The sequence below is a fragment of the Acinetobacter sp. SFD genome, assembly GCF_001647575.1.
GTDB classification, from domain to species: domain Bacteria; phylum Pseudomonadota; class Gammaproteobacteria; order Pseudomonadales; family Moraxellaceae; genus Acinetobacter; species Acinetobacter pecorum.
Genome location: NZ_LSZJ01000011.1, coordinates 54,723 through 77,863 on the forward strand (window position 1 = coordinate 54,723; position 23,141 = coordinate 77,863).

Sequence of the window (23,141 nt, forward strand, 5' to 3'; positions counted from 1 at the left end):
AAATAAATAACAGGCTAAACGGGATTCAGACCTTCTGGATTTTTGTGGTGAATTTTGATCTGGGAAATGACCTTTTTTGTTTTTTTAAAGCCCATAAAAAAAGGAGATCATTTCGATCTCCTTTTTATTTAAATACAGAATTTCAATCTAATTTTATACAAAAATATTATGCATCTACCTGAACCTTTGGAATGCGATATTTAATCAGGAAGACACAGCAGAGAGCCAATAATAGAGGTACGCCAAGCGCATAAAAATAACCTGAAACACCATATTGCGTGAGTACAATTCCGCCAATGGCTGATCCTAAAATTGCACCCATACGGCCCATTCCAATTGCCCACCCTGTGGCAGTTGCTCGAACTTGAGTTGGATATGCAGCGACCACCAGGTAATTCAAAGCCAACTGCTGACCGCCAATTCCAAATCCTGCCAATGCAATCAAAGCGAAGATATAGCCCCACTGATTACTTTCAATAAATAAACCTAAACCAGCGACGATCACCAATCCTGTAATTAGCATAAAAGTGAGAATTTTAGCTGTATTTACTTTAGGTAGCCAATAAGCTAATGGCAAGGCAAATAAGATAAAGGCAGCATTTACTGTAACGGATGCATAAGGCGCATTTTCCGGTGCCAATCCTGCCTGTTTCAATACAGTCGGCAACCACGATAACAACATAAACCACGCAATCCAGTTAAAGAAATAAGTACCCCATACGCCAATGGTAGTACGAGCCAAATTATTTTGAAACAAGATCGCCAACTTGGCTTTTTGTTGTTGTGTCTTATTTGGCTGAAGTAGGTCTTTGACTTTAATCTCGCCAATCCCCGGAGAAATTTTATTGAGAATTTTTTGAATTGATCTCAAAGAGGAACTTTTATTGTTTTGCGCTAAATATTCCAAAGATTCAGGCAACAAGAAATACATGACAAACAGCAATAGCAACGGGAATCCACCGCCAATCAAATAGATCCCTTGCCAACCTAGCACTGGCAAAATCTTGGCAGCCAGTAAGCCACCTAACATTGCCCCTGCTGGCAAGGCTAACAAAACGCCTGTAGTAACTGTGCCTTTGAAACGTTGCGGAGAATATTCGGCAGCCAATGCAAGCAACACAGGTGTCGCTCCACCCATCCCCAATCCAGCAATAAATCTCAATACTAATATTTGATCAACACTCGTCACATACGCAATAAATATAGTTGCTAGAGAAAAAATGGCCGTACATATGATTAATGTTTTTCGACGTCCTAATTTATCCCCTACTAGTCCTAAGAGCATTGCACCTATCGTCATTCCGACGATACCTGCAGTTAAAATCGGTGCTAATGCACCTGTTTCTAAGTCAAAGTGTACTAGCAAGGCGGGTGCAGTAAATGCAACAGCTTGGGTGTCAAAACCATCAAATAATGCAATCAGAAAACAAAGTGCAATGACCATCCACTGATACTTAGAAATTCTTTGATCAATCACTGTTTTGATGAGTGATTTTTCCTGTATATTTTGCTCCATATTCCCGAGTTTTCCATTTTATTTTGAATAGCTTATTATTTTGAAAAACACGCAGCAAAGACTTAAAAGGTATATTTATATATTGAGGCTAGTTTGATCCTAGCCTCTAAAACTAAAATTTAATTATAAAAAAAGGAGATCATTTCGATCTCCTTTTTTCACATCACAATCACTTATGCAATGGGTGGCGTATAAGTACCATCAGCGATTGAATCCTTGATTCGATCCGCTTCTGCAAGCACTAATGCCAGCAAGTTCTTCACATTATCAAGCGTTGCAACCGGGCTTAAAGTGGTCATTTTCAGAGACTGAACCTGACCCACTTTCGTCACACCAATGTTCGCTTCACCACGCGCAAACAGTTCGTCTGCTACGTTCTGGTTTAGGGCATCCAAAAATTCAACCGGATAGCCCGCTGGAACTACACGGAACAGAACTGATGCAAATTGCGGCTCGACCAGAAGTTCCAGACCATCCGTTGCCTTGATGTAATCTGCTACTTCACGCGTCAATTTTACGCCATGGTCAATCATTGAACCATATAACTCTTCACCAAGTGCTTCAACGGTCATCCACAATTTCAACGCGTCAAAACGACGAGTCGTTTGCAGAGACTTCGATACCAGGTTTGGAACGCCATGCTCTTCATCATAAGCGGAGTTCAGATACTCAGCTTCATAATGCATGAAACGGTAATTCGTCTCATCTTTCAGCAGGAACGCGCCACAAGAAATGGTCTGGAAGTAATGCTTATGAAAATCAAGCGTGATCGAATCAGATAATTCAATACCATCTAGCATTGAACGATATTCATTCGACAGGATCAGCGCCCCACCCCATGCCGCATCGATATGCATCCACGCGCCATATTTATTGGTGATTTCACGAATTGCTTTCAATGGATCAATCGCACCCGCATCCGTTGTACCTGCAGTCGCAACCACACATGCCACGATTTTGCCTTCAGACTGAAGGTGCGCCATGGTTTTTTCCAGTGCGTCTACGTCCATCTGTGCATTTTCATTCACAGGAACAGTCAAAACGGACTGGAAGCCCATGCCCATCATTGCCATGTTCTTTTGCACAGAGAAATGTGCATTTTCAGAACAGATGACTTTGACATTACGCATCGCATCCGCAGGAATACCATCACGCTGAACCGACCACGGATTGCCGTTTTCGTCTTTCCAGTTTTTCGCGATGCAGGCATCACGTGCAAGCAACACGCCCATCAGGTTCGATTGTGTACCACCAGAAGTGAACACCCCTGCCTGACCTGAACCATAACCCACTTTTTGACGCAGCCAGTCAATCAGCTGCACTTCCATCAATGAACCGGCCGGGCTTTGATCCCATGAGTCCATTGACTGGTTAGTTGCATTAATCAGCACTTCTGCAATCTGGCTTGCGACCATGGTAGGACAATGCAAATGCGCAAGTGAGTGTGGATGATGTACTTTCAGGCTTTTGTTGAGGAATAGCTCAACCATACGCTCTAAAGACTTCTGGAGGCCCATACCTTCTTGAGAAGGCTTGAAAGAAATTGCGCTATGCAATTCCTTGATGCTACCGCCCGGGTACATTTTGTCGTCTTGCAACCATGCTGCAACCGCTTTGGTCGCCTGTTCCATTGCTGACTGATAGTCAGCAATGGATGCAGCATCATTGCAGAGTAAAGCTTTACGATGTTCTGCAAAATCTACCATGAATTATACGCCTCGAACTGCTATCAGAGCTTCAGCAACTGCTCTCTTGAAGCGGACAATAACTTCTTCACATTCTGTTTGAGTGATGATCAGTGGGCAAAGTAAACGAATTACCGTACCGTTACGGCCACCTTTTTCAAGTAACAGTTTGTTGTTGAAACAAGCGGTCTGAATTGCTGCGGCCAATTGACCATCAGCAGGCAAAGAGCCCATATGATCCGCTGGTTTACGCTCGTCAACAATCTCAACCCCGATCATCAGACCACGGCCACGCACGTTGCCAATACATGGGAATTCATTGGCTAACTCTTTTAATGCAGACTGTAGATAATCACCGCGCTCTTGTGCATTTTGCGCCAGGTTCTGCTCTTTAATCGTATTGATTGTCGCAAGACCCGTACCCATAGCCAACTGGTTGCCACGGAAAGTACCGGTATGACCGGCAGGCTGCCATGCATCGAACTTGCGTTTAATACCTAGAACTGCAAGCGGCAGGCTACCACCCACGGCTTTAGACATCACTACAACATCAGGCTCAATGCCGGCATGTTCGAATGCAAACATCTTGCCTGAACGCGCAAAGCCTGCCTGTACTTCATCAAGAATCAACACGATGTTGTGCTTTTCAGTCACTTCACGGATTTTCTGCAACCATTTTACTGGTGCAGTCACCACACCGCCTTCACCCTGAATTGCTTCAAGGATTACAGCTGCAGGTTTGGTCACACCGCTTTCGACATCTTCAATGAAGTTTTCAAAATAGTAAGTCAGGGCATCTACACCGGCTTCACCGCCAAGACCCAATGGGCAACGGTATTCATGCGGATACGGCATGAACTGTACACCCGGCATCAAACCGTTTACTGCATTTTTCGCAGACAGGTTACCTGTCATTGCCAATGCACCGTGAGTCATACCGTGATAACCGCCAGAGAAGCTGATTACAGAGCTACGACCGGTAAAGGTTTTCGCGAGTTTGATTGCAGCTTCTGTTGCATCTGCACCGGATGGACCACAGAACTGCAAGCAGTACTCTTCTTGACCACCTGGAAGATAAGAAAGAAGTGCTTCAGTAAAAGCATCTTTTAAAGGAGTAGTAAGATCCAGGGTATGCAATGGTAAACCGCTTGCAATCGTATCCTGGATACTTTGAATGACTGCAGGATGATTATGGCCTAATGCCAACGTCCCTGCCCCAGCTAAACAATCAAGGTACTCAGTACCTTCAACATCGGTAACCCAGCAACCTTGTGCTTTCGCTATCGCTAACGGTAATTTACGTGGATAACTACGCACATTCGATTCCATCTGACTTTGGCGAGTCAAGTAGTATTCGTTTGTGGAATTGGTGGCAGGGTTTACAGAAGTAACGCTCATATCGAATTACCATCTCTGATATGGGTGAAAGAAATAAGTCTGGTGACGTTTGGTCCTTTGACTCGGCGCTTTATAAGGTTCTAGCTAGCAGTTTTGTATTCGAATAACTAGGAGGCGGATGATACCGAATTTTTCAGGAAAATAAATAACTTTCAGTCACATTTTGTCCTAATCTTTATCGAAAAAAAACATCGTGCCAATCCATCCCCTGAATCATCATCTTACCGCGTGACAGCAGAAAGGAAAGCCTGTTCTTTTATGCTTTTTTGTAGCACAGCTAACATTCAGAAAATAAATTTTAAAATTTATTATTAAACACTTAATTATTAACAATAAATATAGATTAAATAATAAGTTAAAATGAAAGAAAATTTAACACTCTTACCACAAATATTTCGTAAAAAGATCACAATTGAGATTTAATATTTCCCTAACGGCTTAGATGGCCAATTTTAAGAATAACAGGACAATTTCATGCGTCTCTTAGCACTTACCAGTTTTATCCTTGCCAGCACACTCGCCACAGGCGCATTTGCAGCTCCTGCCGAATCCATGAATTATAATGTTGTTAATCTTTCAGCAGAGGCCAGTCGTGAAATTTCAAATGATGAAATGCATGCCGTACTTTATATTGAAAAATCCAACAAACAGCCGGCTGAACTGGCCACCCAAATCAACCAACTCATGAGTCAGGCGATTGCTACAGCACGAAAATATCCTACTGTGAAAATCGAGACGGGTACACAAAGTACTTACCCTATTTATGACAATGACAACCGTAAATTAAAAGAGTGGCGTGGTCGTGCCCAAATTCGCCTAGAATCAAAAGATTTTAAAGCGGCTTCGCAGCTCATTGCAGAATTGCAGCAAAATTTCCAGACCGAGTCGATTAATTTCAAGGTATCAGATGAAAAGCGCAAAAAAGTTGAAAGTGAACTGATGATTGAAGCGACTAAAAACTTCCAGCAACGCGCCCAAGCACTCACCCAGACCTGGAATAAACCGGGTTATCAACTGGTAAACTTGAACATCAATACCAATAACTATGCACCACAGCCCGTACCGCGTATGGCCATGATGAAATCAGCTTCGTCTGATATGGTTCCAGAGCAGGCCGTTGCGGCAGGTGAATCGCAAATGACTGTCAGTGCCAATGGCTCGATTCAGTTTAAATAAAACTTCATTCAGGCTTTTAAGAACCACTCTTTTGGGTGGTTTTTTATCATGTGAATATTCTTTAAAAAGCGAAGCTACAAATTCATACAAACTCGGGTAGGAATTGAGGTTTGACCGGTTTACAGTAACGGACATTTGCACCAGCCCTTTCTGCTCATGTCTCTTGATCAACTGAACCTTTCCCTGTTTCATCTTCTCAATGTACCTGATCAAGCCTCGATCTGGATGATCAACTATGCCTCCCTGATTGCGCATGATCTGGTTTATTTTTTTTTGCTGATTTTTGCTATTGCCTGGTTCCGTGGTAGTTACGAAGTAAAAACAGGGATTATTAAAGCCTTCATCTTTACAGCTATTACCTTATTGATGAGTGAAGTATTGTCTGCAGTACTCAATACCCCACGCCCGTTTGTGATGGATGTTGGTCGCACCCTGATTGAACATGCACCGACTGGTTCTTTTCCCAGCAACCATATGAGTATTTTTAGCGGGATTGCCTTCGCCTATTATTTTTCACCTCAGCGAGACTTGGGACGAATTCTAATCTGGACAGCTTGGCTGGTAGCGTGGTCGCGTGTTTATGTCGGTGTACATTTTCCGATTGATATGCTGGGTGCATTCCTGATGGCAATAACAGTAAATTTAGCTGGATTACCATTGTGGTGGAAATATCAGGATAAACTTATGCGCTTTATTTTAAATATTCATCTGTCGCTGTTTGCGCCATTGATCCGGATGGGCTGGATCAAATAAATTTCAATGTTAAAAAATCCCGCTCGAAGGCGGGATTTTTTGTATCTCTTAACTTAAATCCGAATGGCTTAGTAGATCGCCATATGATTGCGATGAATCATCTCTAAAGAACGTGCTTCACCTAAAACCTGATGAACCTTATCTGAGGCCAAACCTTTAACGATTTCCGCAGAACGCGAACTGAAATTGACACGCCCTACAGCAATGCGATGACCTTGTCGATCGACACATTCCACCACATCGCCACGTTCGAAGTGCCCCTCAACTGCTTTTACACCGACAGGCAACAAGCTGCGATGATTGTCTTTGATGGCTTTCACTGCACCATCATCAATCACCAACCGACCTGCAGTCTGCAGATGTGCTGCCAACCATTGCTGGTGCGCGGTCATACGATCTTTGTCAGTCACAAACAAAGTTCCCAACATCTCGCCCGCCATCAGACGTGATAGAACACCATCACTGTCACCGCTTGCAATTAAGGTCGGACAGCCGGACTTTGCCGCCAGACGAGCAGCACGAACTTTGGTCAGCATACCGCCACGACCAAATTTACCTCCCCCACCTGCCATATCAAACAGGCTTTCATCCATCGCACGTACGGTATGGAACAGTTTGGCATCTGGATTCGACCGTGGATCTGAATCAAACATTCCTTCCTGATCCGTTAAGATAATCAGAAGATCTGCATGCACCTGACCAGCCACCATGGCAGCAAGCGTGTCATTATCACCAAAGCGGATTTCGTCAGTAGAAACCGTGTCATTCTCATTGATCACTGGAATCACACGCCATTCAATCAGGTGCTGCAAGGCATCACATGAGTTGAGATAGCGACGACGATCTGCCAGATCATCATGAGTCAATAGTACTTGAGCAGTTTGAATCTGGTGCTTCTCAAGTACGCTTGACCAAGTATGAATCAGGCCCATCTGACCGATGGCAGCACAAGCCTGAAGACTGGGTAGATCGGTGGGTCGATTCTCAAGTTTCATTCGCACCATACCTTCAGCCACAGCACCGGAAGACACCAGAATAATCTCGTGTCCTGCATTGTGTAGATTTGCGATTTGTCCCGCCCAGTGCGAGATGGCATCTAAATCTAGACCTTGTCCGTTTGCTGTGAGTAAAGATGATCCGATTTTAACAACGATTCGTTTACAACCCTTGAGCTGACGTTGCCCATCTACCACTTCTATCATCTTGTCCTCAGACTCTTCTCTCAGAGATTAGCGTACGTAGTACACTTCCACATCACTATCATCATCGCCATCTTCATCATCTTCGTCATCGCCCAGAATACCGGCAAGACGTTGCTGACGACGCATCTCACGATACGCTTCTTTTGCAGCGATGGTTTGTTCACGTGTTTCAGCTTCAAGCTGATCACGGAATGCTTTCATTTCTGCTGCATATTCTGGATCTTCAGTTTCGCGTTCACGCTGCTCTTCGATCTGATCCATCAGGTAGTAAACTACGTCCTTGGTGCCTTCAGCCGTTAAGCCAGAAGTTTCAAAAACCGGACCTTCCCACTGCAATTCTTCAAGAATATGAGTACACCATTCTTCACGTGTTTCCTCAGCCAACTGATCGACTTTGTTCAGCACCAATACGATCGGCAGTTTTGAAAGCGTTGGGGAGAAGTTTTTCAGCTCTTTCATAATTGCTTTGGCATTATGTGCCGGATCTGAACCATCAATCGGTTGTACGTCAACGATGTGTAACAAGATACGGGTACGCGCCAAGTGCTTCAGGAAGCGAATCCCAAGACCTGCACCTTCAGATGCACCTTCGATCAGACCTGGAATGTCTGCCATCACGAATGAACGGTGACTGTCGGCATCGACCACACCCAAGTTTGGCACCATGGTGGTAAATGGATAATCTGCCACTTTTGGTTTTGCAGCCGAGACTGCACGGATAAAGGTTGACTTACCCGCATTTGGCATACCCAGCAAGCCGACATCTGCCAGAACTTTAAGCTCTAGACGGATTTCACGGAATTCACCTTTTTGACCATGCGTACACTTACGTGGTGAACGGTTGGTCGATGATTTAAAGTGGGTATTACCTAAACCACCCTCACCGCCTGCCGCAACTTTCACGCGTTGACCGTCCTCGATCAAGTCGCCAATAATGTCACCAGACTCTACATCTACAATTGTTGTTCCTACCGGAACTTTTAATACGGTATCTTCACCGCCACGACCAGCACAGTTCGCCCCACGGCCATTTTTTGCTCGTTCTGCACGGAATTTACGTGTATAACGATAATCAACTAGCGTACTGGTGTCGTCGTCAGCCTGAATATAAATGCTGCCGCCACGACCACCATCACCACCATCTGGACCACCAAATGGTACGAATTTTTCACGGCGAAAACTGGCTACGCCATTGCCACCGTCGCCAGCCTCTACGGTAATGACTGCTTCATCAACAAAGCGCATATTGCCAATCCTCTAAAAACTTTAAAACCCCATATTCTGCCATATTTTAAAGAATTTCTCGACTATATTTATGACACAATCAATGAAGATCGTTCACCTTGCTCTGAATTTTATTTAACAAGCCTGATTTCCTTGTTTTGAAAATTAAAAATCATATAATTCTTACTTATATAAGGTGTAATTAATAAGTTGCATTAGTATAGGCTCAAATCCTATCTGAGATTTTCTAATCGTTTCTCTAGCATATTTATTAGAATTCTTGTGTAAAATATCCCCATACTCAACATTCCGTTCTTGTGTCTGCTGATTAAAACTTGTAGTGATTTCATACAAATTATCATTTAAAAGAATAATAGATTTCTTGATTTGTATTCTTAAATCATGAAATTCATTAACATTTTTCTGACTCTTTTCGAAGCTGATATTGCTTACACAAAAACCGCTAAATATTTCATTATTAAGTGCTCTTAATTCCAATATGTCAGTGGTTATATCTTTAGCTAAGATCGCTACAACCTCACTCCCTTTCTGCTCTTCTCGCCAACTGTTATATGTCATCAATACTGCAACAGGTGCAAAGATCGCTGCAGACCAAAGCAAGAGATTGGTTGCTAAAGTAATATCAACTTTTAATATCTTAAAAATCGCATAAAGTGCAATACACAAAATCAGGATGATCGTATATACCGCCAATAAGGTCGCAATTAAGTGTTCAGATTTTTTTCATTTATTGCTTCCCCAAAAGCAATGCAATATTATTTTGCTACGCGTGCTTTATTCTCTACAATATCTGGCAGACTTTTCTCAATCCAGCCAATTAGGTACATTATTTTTTCAGCTGCTTGTGAACCGGTAATCGTCAACTGGTATTCCACTTTTGGCGGTACGACCGGATAAACTGTCCTTAAAATAAAGCCATCCTGCTCCAGCATTTTTAAAGTCTGGGAAAGCATCTTTTCACTCACCCCTTCGATTCGCTGTTTCAACTCGCTAAAACGATGCACCCCTTCACTGAGACAGCGCAAAACTAAAACAGACCACTTATTGGCGATATGCTCTAATATTTCTCGAGAAGGGCAATCAGTAGATAAAACTTGCCCCAATAATTTACTGGTTTCATAAGCAGACATAAAAATCTTCCTTTCTAGTAATAAGCTTACTTTTTAATATGGGCTTAAATTGAGTAAGTTATCAGATTAATATTTATTCATCAAAAAAAGCGAGAATAAAAAATGAAAATTGCAATTACTGGCGCAACGGGTCATCTCGGTCACCTGGTTATTCAACACCTACTTCCTCAAACATCTGCAAATAATATTGTTGCCTTGGTGCGTAATGTAGAAAAAGCTGAATCATTTCAAAAGCAAGGAATCGAAGTTCGCCATTTTGATTATGATCAAATCGAATCTCTTCAGCCTGCCCTCCAGGGGATCGATAAATTACTTTTAATCTCTGCCAGTGAAATTGGTCGACGGACACCGCAGCACAAAGCGGTAATCGATGCTGCTGTTGCGGCTAAAGTTCCCTATATTGCCTACACCAGTTTATTGCGTGCAGATACCTCCCGGCTCACTCTTGCACAGGAACATCGTGAAACAGAACAATTTATCCATGATAGTGGCTTAAGATATACCTTATTAAGAAACAACTGGTATATCGAGAACTACCTGGCCAATATTCAACACACGATTGACTCAGGTATTTTCTATGGTGCGGCTCAGGATGCCCTTATCAGCGCTGCTCCACGTGAGGATTATGCAGAAGCTGCAGCAAATGTCCTGCTAGGTTCAGATCATGACAATAAAACGTATGAATTGGCGAGTTCTAAAGCATTTACCTTCGACACTTTGGCTAAAACGATTTCTGAAATTAGCTCGAAAACTGTCATTTATAAGAACTTGAGTGCTGAAGACTACAAACAAATGCTTCTACAGGCAGGACTACCTGAAAGCTTAGCTGAGACCATGGTGGAGGCAGATGTTGAAGCAATTCGTGGTGCATTTTTCAGTGAGAGTAAAGATTTAGAAAATTTACTGAAGCGTCCTACCACCCCAATCGAAACGACAGTTAAATCTTCACTTACCTCTTTTTGATCCCGTATAAAAAAGAGCCTCAAATGAGACTCTTTTTTTAGCTAAAAACTAATTATGCATTAGTTTCAGCAGGAATTTTAGGATAGCTTACACCGCCCATCTGTTCAGCAATACGTAATACCTGGCAGCTATAACCTACTTCATTATCGTACCAAACGTAGCAAGTTAAACGGTTACCTGAAGTGATAGTCGCTTGCGCGTCAAATACACCTGCAGTACGTGAACCGATAAAGTCAGAAGATACCACTTCAGTCGAGTTGGTATAGCCGATTTGACCTTGCAGGCTAGATCCGATTGAAATCTGACGAATGTATTCGTTCACTTCATCACGATCAACATCCTGACCCAAGGTAAGGTTAAGAATCGCCAATGATACGTTTGGTGTAGGTACACGTACAGAGTTACCTGTCAGTTTACCTTGAAGAGCTGGAAGCGCCTTAGCAACTGCTTTCGCTGCACCAGTTTCAGTAATGACCATGTTCAGTGTAGCAGCACGGCCACGACGGTCAGCTTTATGATAGTTATCGATCAGGTTCTGGTCGTTTGTGAACGAGTGAACTGTTTCAACATGACCATTAATCACTGTGTATTTGTCGTTTAACACTTTTAATGTTGGAGTGATCGCATTTGTAGTACAGCTTGCTGCAGAGATGATTTTGTCTTCATCCAGAATGTCAGCTTGGTTCACACCAAATACCACGTTCTTCATGTCACCTTTACCCGGTGCAGTCAGAATAACACGGGCAGCGCCTGGACATTTCAGGTGCTGAGCAAGGCCTTCCGCATCACGCCATTTACCTGTATTGTCGATAACAAGTGCATTTTCGATACCGTATGCAGTGTAATCTACTTCAGATGGGCTTGATGCATAGATCACTTTGATGAACTGACCATTAGCAATAATTGCTTCGTTTTCTTCATCAACAGAAATCGTACCCGCGAATGGACCGTGGATTGAATCACGACGCAATAAAGACGCACGTTTTTCCAGATCACCATCAGACGATTTACGAACGACAATTGCTTTCAGGTTCAAGCCACGGCCCAGACCTGACTGGCTGATCATCAAACGTGCAAGGATACGACCAATACGACCGAAACCGTAAAGAACAACATCTCTACCTTCAACAGAAGTTGGATTGCCTTCAAGAGATTTCACAGCGTCAGCAACGAATGCGTTAACATCCCCACCTTTTGCTTTGAACTCAACAGCAAGTTTGCCTAGATCGACTTCAGCAGTACCGATGTTGTCAATTTTCGCCAATGCTTCAAGGATTGGGAAAGTGTCTACAACAGAAAGTTCAACGTCTAGCACGCGAGTACGGCGATGTGCTTTCAGAATCTGAATCACAGAACGGTTAATTAAAGAGCGACCATAAACTGTAGCTACAATATTTTTTTCACGATATAACTGACCCACAAGGGCAATCATACGTTCCGCAAGTTCTTCACGGTTTTTCCAGCGACCTTGGTGCTCTGCATGTAGGGCAACGATAGTGTCTTTGCTCACAGATACGTCCTCTAATTAATTGTAAATCTAGGCATAAATTTCTAAACCCGACAATTGTAATGGAATTGGCGGCAAGTTTGAATCAAAAGCTCATTATGACGGGCAGTTTTTAACGTATATTCACTATAAATTTTAAAAATAATTGTAATTAGCTGAATGATTTTGCATCCAAAAATTTTAAAGATAGCTGTTTTTTAATCACAGGCATAAATTTGTTAAATGTTGTTTATTCATGCGATCTCTTCTTAATTTTAAGATTGAAGTCGATCTTTATAGTTTTCCAGATTTTTCTTAAGGGCTAATTGATGTTTACGTTGTCTGAGTAAATGCAAGATTCCTTCCACTACCAGCACGAAGACGGCCAACCAGATTGGGATATAAGTCAGCCATTCACCTGATTCTACGCGTTCCCCAAGTGCCATTGAAGCAAAAGCCAGCAATACCGGTTCAAGATAACTCAATAGCCCAAAAATCACAAAAGGCAAATATCGACTGGCCAGGATATAACTGCCTAAACCGAGCGCACTTAAAAAGCCTAACCCAAGCACTGCCAATATCAAGTGATAATGACTGAATATTAATGGCAAAGAGTCGCTATAAATAAAGCCAAGATAAAACGCAACAGGCAAAATCAGAAATAAATCCCACCAAAATCCACCCAGGTGATCGGTAGCGAATTTACGCCGCATAAAGAAATAAATTGGGTAAGCTAAAGCAACATAGACTGTTTCCCATGCGATTGAACCAATTCGCCAGATTTCATGCCCTACTCCCAATACTGCCAATACAACAGCGACCATCTGGAAAGATGATAATTTTTCTTTGTAGAGCACACAGCCGAATAACACCATTACCAGAGGCAGGAGAAAATAGCCGAGCGAGACTTCGAGACCACGCCCATTGATAGGCCCCCATAAAAACAACCACAATTGTGTGGTACATAACAGCGAACTAATCAGCAACCAGATCAAAAATGAAGGCTGTCGTAATACCCGCTTAAAGATACTGCTGATATGTTTCAGGTCCCCTGACCACCACATAAATGCAGTCAGAAATGGTAAGGTCGCCAGCATACGCCAGGCAAAGGTCTGCTCACTGTCTAAAGGCTGTAAAAAGGGCGTAAATATATAGAGCACTCCAAAAACCACGGAGGCCAATACAGATAACGCAATGCCTTTATACATAGTCAAACTCTACTTTGATTCGTCTGCATTATAGCGACTAGCATTATAGAAAGCTTGATAATTCACCTATATAAAAAGGTCTCCATTTAAAATTAGATACTATGTTTTCACAAAGCATAAAAAAACCATGCCTAAGCATGGTTTACATAAAAACGCTAAACTTATCTTTGAGTTTGCTTGGTATAAATCACATCACTCAGGTCATAGCCCACCGACTGTGCATATTGTAAATATTCATTCACTACGTTTTTATCCAGTTGGGGATTACGGGAAAGTATCCACATGTATTTACGTTTAGGCTCGCCCACCAGCACAGTCTGATAGTTCTCATCCAGTTTTAAAATCCAGTAATCACCACGGGCGACCGGAATCCAGCGAATAAAGTCTGGCAAGAAACTGACTTTCAACTTGGTATTCTGTGGTGGATTCTGCACAAATGCCTCACCCAGTGATTGGGTTTGTCCACCATCTTTTTTAATGCAGCGGTTATCCACCACAATATTGCCATTTTCATTTAAAGTATAAGTCGCTGTGACGTCACGATCACACTTATTTTGAAAGTACAGCGGTTTGCGTGCTACTTCGTACCATGTCCCCAAATAACGGTCCAGTTCAACTTTCTCAATGGTCGGTAATGGCTCGTCTTTCGCATAAGCCATAGTAGCGGCGCCCAAACCGAGAAGAACCGCGCTACCCACCGCAATTTTTGCCAGCTTTAATCCGGTACGTGAAGATTTTTGAGTTGTCATAAAGATACCTATTGCATGTTCACAAAATATTTATTTAAAAAATTCTGTTCCTACAATAGCTTTATCACAGCCCTTAATTTGTTACATTGTGTTTGCTTTGTGATTGATTTTACATCATTTAAATATAATTAAATACTAAACCACTCAATCAAACATCTGGGCTTTCAAGCGTAAAATTTCATCACGCATACGTGCGGCCTGCTCAAATTGCAGCTCTTTGGAAGCTTTCAGCATCTCTTTTTCCAGTTTGTTAATATGTTTCGCAAACAGTTTCGGATCTGCCATGATATGTCGCTCATCGGCACTGATCGCCCGTGCCTGATCTGATACGTGTAATTCAATGGATTCATCATCCAATATTTCACCCGTATCAATTTCCTTGATCACCTGACGCACTGCACTACGTGGCGTAATACCATGCTCTTCATTAAACTGAATCTGCTTGGCACGACGACGGTCCGTTTCATCAATGGCTTTCTGCATCGAATCAGTAATACGATCAGCATACAGAATCGCCTTACCTTTCAAGTTACGCGCAGCGCGGCCAATGGTCTGAATGAGAGAGCGCTCAGAACGCAAAAATCCTTCTTTATCTGCATCCAGAATAGCCACTAACGATACTTCCGGCATATCAAGGCCTTCACGCAGCAGGTTAATCCCGACCAGCACGTCATGAACCCCAGTACGCAGCTCATGAATGATTTTTACCCGTTCAACAGTATCGATATCCGAGTGTAAATAGGCGACCTTAATCCCATATTCTTTCAAATAAGAGGTTAAGTCTTCGGCCATGCGCTTGGTCAAGGTTGTGACCAGCACCCGCTCATTAATATCTTTACGCAAATTAATTTCTGAAAGCACATCATCGACCTGTGTCAAAACTGGACGAATTTCAATTTCCGGATCGATCAGACCGGTCGGACGTACTACCTGTTCGACAATCTGCTGGGATTTTTCCAGCTCGTAACGTGCGGGCGTTGCGCTAACATAAACAGTCGTCGGCACAATACGTTCCCACTCCTCAAACTTCATCGGCCGGTTATCCAGCGCACTCGGTAAACGGAATCCGTAATTCACCAGATTTTCCTTACGCGAACGGTCGCCCTTATACATGGCGCCAATCTGCGGCACCGTCACATGCGATTCATCAATAATCAGCAAGGCATCATCAGGAATATAATCGAACAAGGTCGGTGGTGCTTCACCTGCAGGACGGCCAGATAAATGCCGTGAATAGTTTTCAATGCCGTTGGTATAACCCAGTTGCTGCATCATTTCCAGATCATAGCGTGTGCGCTGCTCGATGCGCTGGGCTTCCAGGAGTTTGTCATTTTCCCGGAAGAACACCAGGCGCTCTTTAAGTTCTTCCCGAATGGTTTCGATGGCACGGGACAAATTGTCTTTCGGCGTAACATAATGGCTTTTAGGATAAATGGTTACGCGAGGTACTTTACGAACCATTTTCCCTGTCAGCGGATCAAACCAGCGAATAGAGTCAACTTCATCATCAAACAGTTCAATCCGGATCGCATCCTGATCCGATTCTGCCGGAAAAATATCAATAATTTCGCCACGAATACGATAAGTACCGCGCAGGAATTCCAGTTCGTTGCGCGAATACTGCATTTCGACCAAACGGCGAATAATATCATCACGGCCAATGCGGTCACCTTCCACCACATGCAGCAACATGCTCATATAGGCATTCGGATCACCCAAACCATAAATCGCAGATACCGATGCGACAATAATCGCATCACGACGTTCTAATAATGAGCGAGTTGCGGAAAGGCGCATCTGGTCAATATGGTCATTAATTGCGGCATCTTTCTCAATAAAAGTATCTGAAGATGGCACATAGGCTTCAGGCTGATAATAATCATAATAACTGACAAAATACTCAACGGCGTTATTGGGGAAGAACGCTTTAAATTCGCCGTAGAGCTGCGCAGCCAAAGTTTTGTTATGCGCCATGACAATGGTCGGACGCTGGGTCTGTGCAATGACATTGGCCATGGTATAGGTTTTACCAGACCCGGTAACCCCCAGTAAAAGCTGATCATGAAAACCCTGTTCAATGCCTTTGACAAGTTTTTCAATGGCCTGTGGCTGATCGCCTGCTGGTTGATAACTGGTCACTAATTCAAAGGGCTTTTTATCACTCATAGCTTTCGCTGACTTCGCTGCGGATATAGATTTGATTTATTATGAGGGTAAATTGGAATTACTCAATCCCTGCTTAGGTTTCTGTTTGGTAAAATAAAACAATATTACTATTCATTATTTGTTAGCACTTTAATCGCCATCTGGTTTGAAAAATCATCAAAAAATATACAGTTACAAAGCGAATAAATACAGAACAAACCAATCATTTTCAGCCAGCAGCTTTATTTGGGCGTACTCGGCCTCATATTTTGGCGCATGGGTGGAATATTGACTTATCTGTTTGGATAGCGCTGCAGAATAATGCCTTGACCCCTATTCATTTCACGGGCAACATGAAGATCAGGATGGCCTAGAATAGACAATTATGACTTACCACTATCACGATGAAAGTATTGTTAAATCCCTTCCAGAAAATACCGTTTTTGTGTTTGGCAGCAACCTGGCTGGCCAGCATGGTGGTGGAGCAGCTAGAACGGCACTTGAGCATTTTGGCGCAGTCATGGGCGTCGGTCGTGGCTGGGCGGGTCAAAGCTATGCCATTCCCACCATGAACGAGCATTTGCAACAAATGCCGCTCTCACAAATCCAGCACTACATTGATGACTTTAAGATTTACACCAAAAACCATCCTAAAAATAAATATTTTATTACTTCCATAGGCTGCGGGATCGCAGGTTATAAGGTCGAGGAAATTGCACCGATGTTCAAAGGCATCTCGCGCAATGTCATTTTCCCGCAATCTTTCCGTCCTTTTGTCGAAAAACCTTTGCCCAAATTAACCGCAAATTTCTTGCATACCATTTTCCGTGATTCGGTCATTTTAACTCCGGCTAGTGATGAGCTGATTGAAGAACTGCCTTTGACTGAAAATGAGAAAAGTCTGGCAAGGATTATTTTAAATACTCAGATCTACCCGACCGACAGCAATGGACGGGAACGTGTTTTTGAAATTGAAGATATCCTGCATAACCTGAATACCAAGCTGGTCGATTTTCAAAGCCAGACAGAAGGTGCCATGTTGTTTGGAGGCGTGATTTTAGCGCTACTGGAACTTTATAATATTAACGAGAAAGATTTTATTGATGTCTGGCAAGGTGAGCGAGAAATTGCTCCACCCAAACCGGAAAATAAAGCACGTAAAAGTATTCGTTAATGCCGCTACAATACCCCTACGTAATCTTTAACAAAGCCAATTTCTGAATTGGCTTTTTTTTAGCTACTCAAATATTGAATATGAAATAGATCAGGTCTGGATTTTGTTTTGTTTGGTATTTAGAAAGCTTAAATATTTCGTTTGCTTTATTAAAAATAAAATTGAAAATAGATTTGGATCATTCGGTTTTTTACTTTTTCATGCTCAGGAAGCTGCAAAAATGAAATATTGATCACCACTCTCGCTAAAAACTTCCACAAAAAAAGCCATGATGTATCATAGCTTTTTGAGTCTGATCAATTAGCGTTTGCCCATTGAACGGCGAGTACCACGTGGCGGCATCCAGGTACGGTCAGCATAGCGCTGCGGTCTTGGTCTTAAATCTTCCAGAACTTCTTCGGCAGCATTTTGCTCTGCTTGTTTAATAGGGAAAGGTAAATTGACCAGGGGCTTTTTTTTGGGAGTCGTTTGGGTGCTCATATGATTCACTCAATAATATATATAACTATTGTACAAAAAAACTCAACCCACTGGGTAGCAGGATCTTGGATAAATTCATCTCGACGTATTTTTTAAAATAATAAATGTGTTCAGACAGCATTTGCATAAACCAGCTCAGCCTAAAATTTACTTAAATTATCATGTAGATAATCAAAAATGAGTCTGTTCGATAGTTGAGTTAATTCCAAGCTAAACTTTCTTTATATTTACATTAAAATTAAGCAGCAAACTCCTCATTTTTCAAAGCACTTTTCTTTTAAAAAGCAACTACGATACACATAAAGCATACAGCCGTTACCAAGATTAACTATTGATTAACTTTTAGCCTATTGTTCTATAACTGAATTTTTAAATTTAATTCACATAATTAATGAACTAGAAAAACGAATAAATACACTGGACATGGAGTTCCAAATCAATGAAAAAAATGCTGGCGTGTATGGCAGGGCTGGTGACTTTACCTATGGTCGCTCATGCAGATTCCCCTTATTTTAGCTTGCAGGATGGAGATGGCTTTAAACGCTTTTCTGTATCCGTTGGTGCATTGCATGTAATGCCGCAGGGTAAAGCTCAACCATTTAAGGTGAATACTGCTGTCAAAGAAAGTGAAACATCAAAAGTAGGTGACATATCAATTGCTTCAGTCAAAAATAATCTCGATCCGGAAATGGACCCCAATCTGTCCTCGTTTTTTGTCAATTTTCTGGATGCATTCAATGCAGAAACATTACCTGCAGCCTTAAGTGGGCAAGCTGAAATTTATGGACTGGAACGCTGGGATAATCCCGGTACAGGTCTGGTAGCGGATGATGTCACCACCCTAGGCATTTTAACCAACTATTATTTTACCGATAATATTTCTTTTGAAATGAAAGCCGGCATTCCACCCAAAGTGGATCTACAAGGTAGTGGTAAAATCTATGCACCATTTTCTGCACTTGCGACTCCAAGTATTGATTTGATTCCGCAAATTCCAGGTGGAATTGATTTACCTGGTATTTCATTAAAAAATGATATTTTGATTACCGACCTGGAAGCTTATGGTCCTACCGCCTCTGCTCGTGCCTGGACACCCGCATTCGAATTCCAGTATCACTTTGGTAAAACCGGGGTCAATAAATTCCGCCCTTATGTTGGTTTAGGTGTGATGTATGCCTATTTCAATGAACTGGAAATTAACTCACGTACCGAACAGGACCTGATTGCTGCAGGACATATGATTGCCAATATCAAGGAAGGAAAAGCCGGTGCTTCCTTGGACGGAACACCAAGCACCGCCAATCCGAAAGTTGATCTTAAGGCATCCGATACTTTCGCGCCTGTGGCCACGGTCGGCTTTAGCTATGACTTTAATGACACCTGGTTTGCTGTCGCTTCGGTTACTTATGCCCATTTAAAAAATGACACCACAATTACGGTCACAGATGCGAATTTAGGTGAATTGATTCGTTCCAAAGCCGATATTGAAATTAATCCGATTCTGGCCTATGCCGGATTTGGAATGCGCTTCTAAGTTAATTTTTTACTTTTTAAAGAAAACGGCTACGGCCGTTTTTTTTGCGAATGATATTAATAAAAAAAATTTATCTTTTGATCAATTTTTATTTAATCGCCTCTCTTGCTTGAATCGAATACTATACCTATCAACTTTTATAGGCATGTATAACAATATGGCAGAAAGTCAATTTTCCAAAGCTCTGGTTTTTATGCTGATTGGCTCCGCCATTATTTTGGCATTGTCGCTGGGCGTACGCCATGCATTCGGCCTGTATCTGGTGCCGATGAGTGAAGAATTTGGCTGGGGTCATCATGTTTTTAGCCTGGCCATTGCCATGCAAAACCTGATCTGGGGTGCAGTTCAGCCGATTACCGGGGCATTTGCCGATAAATATGGTAGCAAGATTGTTGTTGCTGTAGGTGGAGCTTTATATGCAATTGGCCTGCTCCTGATGGCAGTCAGCTCGACCGGGCTACTGCTCAATCTGAGTGTAGGGTTAATTCTGGGTCTCGCCCTGTCAGCTACGTCATTTCCGGTGTTATTGTCTGCAGTCGGGCGTGCAGCACCGCCAGAAAAGCGTAGTCTGGCCATGGGAATTGCCAGTGCAGCCGGATCTTTTGGCCAGTTTATCATGCTGCCTTCAACCCTTTTACTCTTACAGAATGTCGGCTGGTCAGCAGCATTGGTGGTCAGTGCCATTCTGATTGCACTGATTGTGCCATTGGCCTGGATGCTAAAAGCACCGATGTATGTTAATCCCAACGCAGCCTCTACCCCAAATATAGTCTCATTGAGTTTTAAACAAATTCTGGTCGTAGTGAAAAATCATAAACCGTTCTGGTTTCTGGCTCTGGGCTTTTTTGTCTGTGGTTTCCAGGTGGTATTTATTGGCATCCACCTGCCTGGCTATCTGATTGATCATGGTTTTAATGCCACAACAGGTACAATTTTTCTGGCGCTGGTCGGTTTGTTTAATGTGGTAGGCACCTATACTGCCGGCTGGTTGGGTGGGAAATATTCCAAGCCGCATCTGCTGATGGGTCTTTATGGTTTGCGCGGGATCGCGATTATTGCCTTTCTCATGCTGCCTCTGAGTACATGGACAGTTTATGCCTTTGGTGTCATCATGGGATTACTCTGGTTATCGACCGTTCCGCTGACCAATGGCATTGTCGCGAATATGTTTGGGGTAAAATATCTGACCATGCTCAGCGGTATTGTATTTTTCACCCATCAAGTTGGCTCATTTTTCGGTGGCTGGCTGGGTGGAGTCAACCATGATTTGAGTGGCAATTATGATGCGGTGTGGATGCTGTCAATTGTCCTCAGCATTTTTGGGGTAATGGTACATTTCTGGGTCAATGAGGAGCAAATCGTCCATGACTGATTCTCTACTGAAACTCAAAATTTCGATTACTGTAGTCCTTCTGCTTTTAATGGCTTTGTCGATTGGGCTGTGGTTTCAAACCCCAGAGCTGTTTGAATATTTTAATCAGGCTTTCTGTGCCCACTAATCTGCTGGAATATCCTCAGCAAAAAACACGCAATCCATCGCAGAATAAGTTAAATGCTGTAAAATCAGCAAAATAATAAAAATATAAGCTTCTTCATAAACTTATCACTTCTTTTGATTTTATTTCAGTCCGGAATTTTCTTAGATTCTGATTATTAAAAAATTCTGAGACTCGATAATGACCAGCTTAACCCAACTTTCACAAGCCATTCATGATGCTCCACGCTGGCATCAGCAAGATCAATTTCAACATCCGACTGAAATCAAGATTGTTCCGCAAACAGATCAGGCCTTAGGTGCAGTGGTCTATGGTCTGGATGCCCGTAAAGCACAGTCATCTGAAACCATTCTGAAATTAAAACAGGCGCTGGCCGAGCACCTGATTTTGATCTTTAAGCAGCAAAGTCTGGATGATTTACAATACTTGGCGTTTTCAACTTATTTCGGTTCCATTTTCCGCCCAGGTGCAGATACACCGGTACTGGCTGCGCAGTCAGATAGCGGTGTTCCACCCGATGTCGTTCCGGTGTCCAATGCTGTTGGTCAGGGAGATTACACCGGGCATGGTGAACTGACTCCACATGCCGATCATCAATGGACACCCCTACCTTCTTTTGGTTCCCTTCTGTATGCAATTGAACTGCCTCAGGACGGCGGTCAGACCAGCTGGATCAATACCATTAAAGCCTATGATGCACTCGATAAAGAAACCAAAGCACAAATTGATCAGCTACAACTGATTACTTACAACCCATTCGTGCGCCGTCAAAAAACTAGAGATCAGGTTGAGGATCAAGGTTATGGCAATAGCCCGCTGTATCGCTTTAAAGATCAGCCCATATTAAGTCATGCCTATCCACATCCACTGGTGCGCACTCATCCCGAATCCGGTCGTAAAGCACTTTGGCTGAATACGCATACCGAAGTTGAACTGGTCAATTATGATGATCAGGCTGGCAGCGAACTGATTGCAACATTGCGTGAGCATATTTCAAAACCTGAGTTCGCTTATGAACATCATTGGGAAGTGGGCGATATCGTGTTCTGGGACAATCAGGTGACTCTGCACTCCCGTCGTCCTTTCCCGGCTGATCAGCGCCGTTTATTGAAACGTATCAGTCTGGCAGGTAGCCGTCCATTTTAATAATAAAAACGAGAATAACGAGAAAGGTAGAACTAGCTTAAACCTTCAATAATTACAATTCATCATGTCGATCTTCCACCATTGAGACTTTGACCACCTCAATGGTTTTTTATTTTCAAGCAAAAAATTAACTTTGAATATTAGCTTTGATCCAGTCGATCTTTAACAAAACAAAGTAGCGGTTTACTTTTTCTCACTTAATCTGTCTGGTGTATTTTCCTTTTTCTGCTTAGCGTATTAGAAAATCAGCAATAAACCCCTGGAAAGAGGAAACAACAATGAATCAGCTTCAATTTTCAGATTGTGTTCAGACCTGTATGAGCTGTTCTCTCGCATGTGCCAACTGTGCCAGCGCCTGTCTTAAAGAAAAAGAGCTAGAGATGATGCGGGAATGTATCCAGCGCTGTCTGGATTGTGCAGATATTTGTCAGCTGTGTGCCCGTATGGAACAAAAGCAGTCTCCTTTCATGCATGAGATATGTGAACTTTGTGCAAAAGCATGTGACTACTGCGCAGAAGAATGTGGTCAGCACCAACATGAACATTGTCAGCAATGTGCCGAAGCATGCCGCCGTTGTGCTGAAGAATGTCGAAAAATGGCTGCCTAGCCCTCACGGTGACTGGTCAAAAGTAGCTATAAAGATTAAAAAAGAAA

21 protein-coding genes are annotated in these 23,141 nt (G+C 42.6%); 9 read left to right on the forward strand and 12 right to left on the reverse strand.

The features are described from left to right. Positions 1 to 166: 166 nt before the first annotated feature. From AY605_RS05710 to AY605_RS05720, 3 genes are all read right to left on the reverse strand, one after another. A complete protein-coding gene (locus AY605_RS05710) occupies positions 167 to 1,516 on the reverse strand; it encodes an MFS transporter (protein ID WP_064095491.1) in 1,350 nt (449 codons plus the stop codon). Positions 1,517 to 1,689: 173 nt separating this feature from the next. Then, a complete protein-coding gene (locus AY605_RS05715) occupies positions 1,690 to 3,222 on the reverse strand; it encodes a pyridoxal phosphate-dependent decarboxylase family protein (RefSeq protein WP_064095492.1) in 1,533 nt (510 codons plus the stop codon). A 3-nt stretch (positions 3,223 to 3,225) separates the two neighbouring features. Continuing rightward, complete coding sequence (locus tag AY605_RS05720) at positions 3,226 to 4,599, reverse strand: diaminobutyrate--2-oxoglutarate transaminase (protein WP_064095493.1); 1,374 nt, start codon at positions 4,597 to 4,599, stop codon at positions 3,226 to 3,228. A 474-nt stretch (positions 4,600 to 5,073) separates the two neighbouring features. Between AY605_RS05720 and AY605_RS05725 the strand changes: the two genes are divergently transcribed. Continuing rightward, a complete protein-coding gene (locus tag AY605_RS05725; RefSeq protein WP_064095494.1) occupies positions 5,074 to 5,775 on the forward strand; it encodes an SIMPL domain-containing protein in 702 nt (233 codons plus the stop codon). A 156-nt stretch (positions 5,776 to 5,931) separates the two neighbouring features. After that, entirely contained in the window at positions 5,932 to 6,528 is a 597-nt protein-coding gene (locus AY605_RS05730; protein ID WP_064095495.1) for a phosphatase PAP2 family protein, read from the forward strand. A gap of 68 nt (positions 6,529 to 6,596) precedes the next feature. Here the strand turns inward: AY605_RS05730 and proB are convergent, their stop codons facing one another. The 4 genes from proB to AY605_RS05755 all read right to left on the reverse strand — a co-directional run bounded on the left by proB (position 6,597) and on the right by AY605_RS05755 (position 10,105). Continuing rightward, entirely contained in the window at positions 6,597 to 7,730 is a 1,134-nt protein-coding gene (proB, locus tag AY605_RS05735) for a glutamate 5-kinase (RefSeq protein WP_064095496.1), read from the reverse strand. A gap of 27 nt (positions 7,731 to 7,757) precedes the next feature. Continuing rightward, positions 7,758 to 8,975: an Obg family GTPase CgtA gene (cgtA, locus tag AY605_RS05740; RefSeq protein WP_064095497.1), complete on the reverse strand. Its 1,218-nt coding sequence runs from the start codon at positions 8,973 to 8,975 to the stop codon at positions 7,758 to 7,760. Between the two features lie 162 nt (positions 8,976 to 9,137). After that, a complete protein-coding gene (locus AY605_RS15200; protein WP_228138642.1) occupies positions 9,138 to 9,668 on the reverse strand; it encodes a hypothetical protein in 531 nt (176 codons plus the stop codon). 62 nt (positions 9,669 to 9,730) lie between these two features. Continuing rightward, positions 9,731 to 10,105, reverse strand: coding sequence for a winged helix-turn-helix transcriptional regulator (locus AY605_RS05755; RefSeq protein WP_064095498.1), 375 nt, complete (start codon positions 10,103 to 10,105; stop codon positions 9,731 to 9,733). Between the two features lie 102 nt (positions 10,106 to 10,207). Here AY605_RS05755 and AY605_RS05760 point away from each other — a divergent pair, with 102 nt between their 5' ends. Further along, positions 10,208 to 11,068 carry an SDR family oxidoreductase gene (locus tag AY605_RS05760; RefSeq protein ID WP_064095499.1) on the forward strand — a complete coding sequence of 287 codons (861 nt, stop codon included), beginning with the start codon at positions 10,208 to 10,210 and terminating at the stop codon, positions 11,066 to 11,068. A 52-nt stretch (positions 11,069 to 11,120) separates the two neighbouring features. Here AY605_RS05760 and AY605_RS05765 read toward each other — a convergent pair whose 3' ends face one another. The 4 genes from AY605_RS05765 to uvrB form a co-directional block, all read right to left on the reverse strand. Next, positions 11,121 to 12,578: a glyceraldehyde-3-phosphate dehydrogenase gene (locus AY605_RS05765; protein WP_064095500.1), complete on the reverse strand. Its 1,458-nt coding sequence runs from the start codon at positions 12,576 to 12,578 to the stop codon at positions 11,121 to 11,123. A gap of 251 nt (positions 12,579 to 12,829) precedes the next feature. Next, positions 12,830 to 13,762, reverse strand: a complete 933-nt coding sequence (gene rarD, locus AY605_RS05770) for an EamA family transporter RarD (RefSeq protein WP_064095501.1) — start codon at positions 13,760 to 13,762, stop codon at positions 12,830 to 12,832. Between the two features lie 161 nt (positions 13,763 to 13,923). Beyond that, the gene (locus AY605_RS05775) at positions 13,924 to 14,511 is read right to left on the reverse strand and encodes a lipocalin family protein (protein ID WP_064095502.1); all 588 of its coding nucleotides are present in this window, start codon (positions 14,509 to 14,511) and stop codon (positions 13,924 to 13,926) included. Between the two features lie 144 nt (positions 14,512 to 14,655). After that, complete coding sequence (gene uvrB, locus AY605_RS05780; protein ID WP_064095503.1) at positions 14,656 to 16,677, reverse strand: excinuclease ABC subunit UvrB; 2,022 nt, start codon at positions 16,675 to 16,677, stop codon at positions 14,656 to 14,658. 364 nt (positions 16,678 to 17,041) lie between these two features. Here uvrB and AY605_RS05785 point away from each other — a divergent pair, with 364 nt between their 5' ends. After that, complete coding sequence (locus tag AY605_RS05785; protein WP_064095504.1) at positions 17,042 to 17,830, forward strand: hypothetical protein; 789 nt, start codon at positions 17,042 to 17,044, stop codon at positions 17,828 to 17,830. Between the two features lie 300 nt (positions 17,831 to 18,130). Here AY605_RS05785 and AY605_RS05790 read toward each other — a convergent pair whose 3' ends face one another. After that, the gene (locus tag AY605_RS05790) at positions 18,131 to 18,310 is read right to left on the reverse strand and encodes a hypothetical protein (protein WP_064095505.1); all 180 of its coding nucleotides are present in this window, start codon (positions 18,308 to 18,310) and stop codon (positions 18,131 to 18,133) included. Positions 18,311 to 18,749: 439 nt separating this feature from the next. Between AY605_RS05790 and AY605_RS05795 the strand changes: the two genes are divergently transcribed. The 5 genes from AY605_RS05795 to AY605_RS05810 all read left to right on the forward strand — a co-directional run bounded on the left by AY605_RS05795 (position 18,750) and on the right by AY605_RS05810 (position 23,094). Continuing rightward, complete coding sequence (locus AY605_RS05795; protein WP_064095506.1) at positions 18,750 to 19,844, forward strand: OmpW/AlkL family protein; 1,095 nt, start codon at positions 18,750 to 18,752, stop codon at positions 19,842 to 19,844. A gap of 157 nt (positions 19,845 to 20,001) precedes the next feature. Further along, positions 20,002 to 21,216 (forward strand): MFS transporter, encoded by a 1,215-nt coding sequence (locus AY605_RS05800; protein ID WP_064095507.1) that lies wholly within the window; start codon positions 20,002 to 20,004, stop codon positions 21,214 to 21,216. Continuing rightward, complete coding sequence (locus tag AY605_RS15305; protein ID WP_263600624.1) at positions 21,209 to 21,343, forward strand: hypothetical protein; 135 nt, start codon at positions 21,209 to 21,211, stop codon at positions 21,341 to 21,343. The genes AY605_RS05800 and AY605_RS15305 overlap by 8 nt, the downstream gene beginning before the upstream one ends. A gap of 177 nt (positions 21,344 to 21,520) precedes the next feature. After that, positions 21,521 to 22,486 carry a TauD/TfdA dioxygenase family protein gene (locus AY605_RS05805; RefSeq protein WP_064095508.1) on the forward strand — a complete coding sequence of 322 codons (966 nt, stop codon included), beginning with the start codon at positions 21,521 to 21,523 and terminating at the stop codon, positions 22,484 to 22,486. Positions 22,487 to 22,764: 278 nt separating this feature from the next. Beyond that, a complete protein-coding gene (locus tag AY605_RS05810; protein WP_064095509.1) occupies positions 22,765 to 23,094 on the forward strand; it encodes a four-helix bundle copper-binding protein in 330 nt (109 codons plus the stop codon). Positions 23,095 to 23,141: the final 47 nt, after the last annotated feature.

Excerpts from the sequence above, each read along its gene's own strand:
- AY605_RS05775 (WP_064095502.1), bottom strand. The coding sequence starts at position 14,511 with ATGACAACTCAAAAATCTTCACGTACCGGATTAAAGCTGGCAAAAATT.
- AY605_RS05810 (WP_064095509.1), top strand. The coding sequence starts at position 22,765 with ATGAATCAGCTTCAATTTTCAGATTGTGTTCAGACCTGTATGAGCTGT.
- cgtA (WP_064095497.1), bottom strand. The coding sequence starts at position 8,975 with ATGCGCTTTGTTGATGAAGCAGTCATTACCGTAGAGGCTGGCGACGGT.
- AY605_RS05755 (WP_064095498.1), bottom strand. The coding sequence starts at position 10,105 with ATGTCTGCTTATGAAACCAGTAAATTATTGGGGCAAGTTTTATCTACT.
- AY605_RS05710 (WP_064095491.1), bottom strand. The coding sequence starts at position 1,516 with ATGGAGCAAAATATACAGGAAAAATCACTCATCAAAACAGTGATTGAT.
- AY605_RS05790 (WP_064095505.1), bottom strand. The coding sequence starts at position 18,310 with ATGAGCACCCAAACGACTCCCAAAAAAAAGCCCCTGGTCAATTTACCT.
- AY605_RS05795 (WP_064095506.1), top strand. The coding sequence starts at position 18,750 with ATGAAAAAAATGCTGGCGTGTATGGCAGGGCTGGTGACTTTACCTATG.
- AY605_RS05785 (WP_064095504.1), top strand. The coding sequence starts at position 17,042 with ATGACTTACCACTATCACGATGAAAGTATTGTTAAATCCCTTCCAGAA.
- uvrB (WP_064095503.1), bottom strand. The coding sequence starts at position 16,677 with ATGAGTGATAAAAAGCCCTTTGAATTAGTGACCAGTTATCAACCAGCA.
- AY605_RS05800 (WP_064095507.1), top strand. The coding sequence starts at position 20,002 with ATGGCAGAAAGTCAATTTTCCAAAGCTCTGGTTTTTATGCTGATTGGC.
- AY605_RS05715 (WP_064095492.1), bottom strand. The coding sequence starts at position 3,222 with ATGGTAGATTTTGCAGAACATCGTAAAGCTTTACTCTGCAATGATGCT.
- AY605_RS05760 (WP_064095499.1), top strand. The coding sequence starts at position 10,208 with ATGAAAATTGCAATTACTGGCGCAACGGGTCATCTCGGTCACCTGGTT.
- AY605_RS05730 (WP_064095495.1), top strand. The coding sequence starts at position 5,932 with ATGTCTCTTGATCAACTGAACCTTTCCCTGTTTCATCTTCTCAATGTA.
- AY605_RS15305 (WP_263600624.1), top strand. The coding sequence starts at position 21,209 with ATGACTGATTCTCTACTGAAACTCAAAATTTCGATTACTGTAGTCCTT.
- AY605_RS05805 (WP_064095508.1), top strand. The coding sequence starts at position 21,521 with ATGACCAGCTTAACCCAACTTTCACAAGCCATTCATGATGCTCCACGC.
- AY605_RS05725 (WP_064095494.1), top strand. The coding sequence starts at position 5,074 with ATGCGTCTCTTAGCACTTACCAGTTTTATCCTTGCCAGCACACTCGCC.
- AY605_RS05720 (WP_064095493.1), bottom strand. The coding sequence starts at position 4,599 with ATGAGCGTTACTTCTGTAAACCCTGCCACCAATTCCACAAACGAATAC.
- proB (WP_064095496.1), bottom strand. The coding sequence starts at position 7,730 with ATGATAGAAGTGGTAGATGGGCAACGTCAGCTCAAGGGTTGTAAACGA.
- rarD (WP_064095501.1), bottom strand. The coding sequence starts at position 13,762 with ATGTATAAAGGCATTGCGTTATCTGTATTGGCCTCCGTGGTTTTTGGA.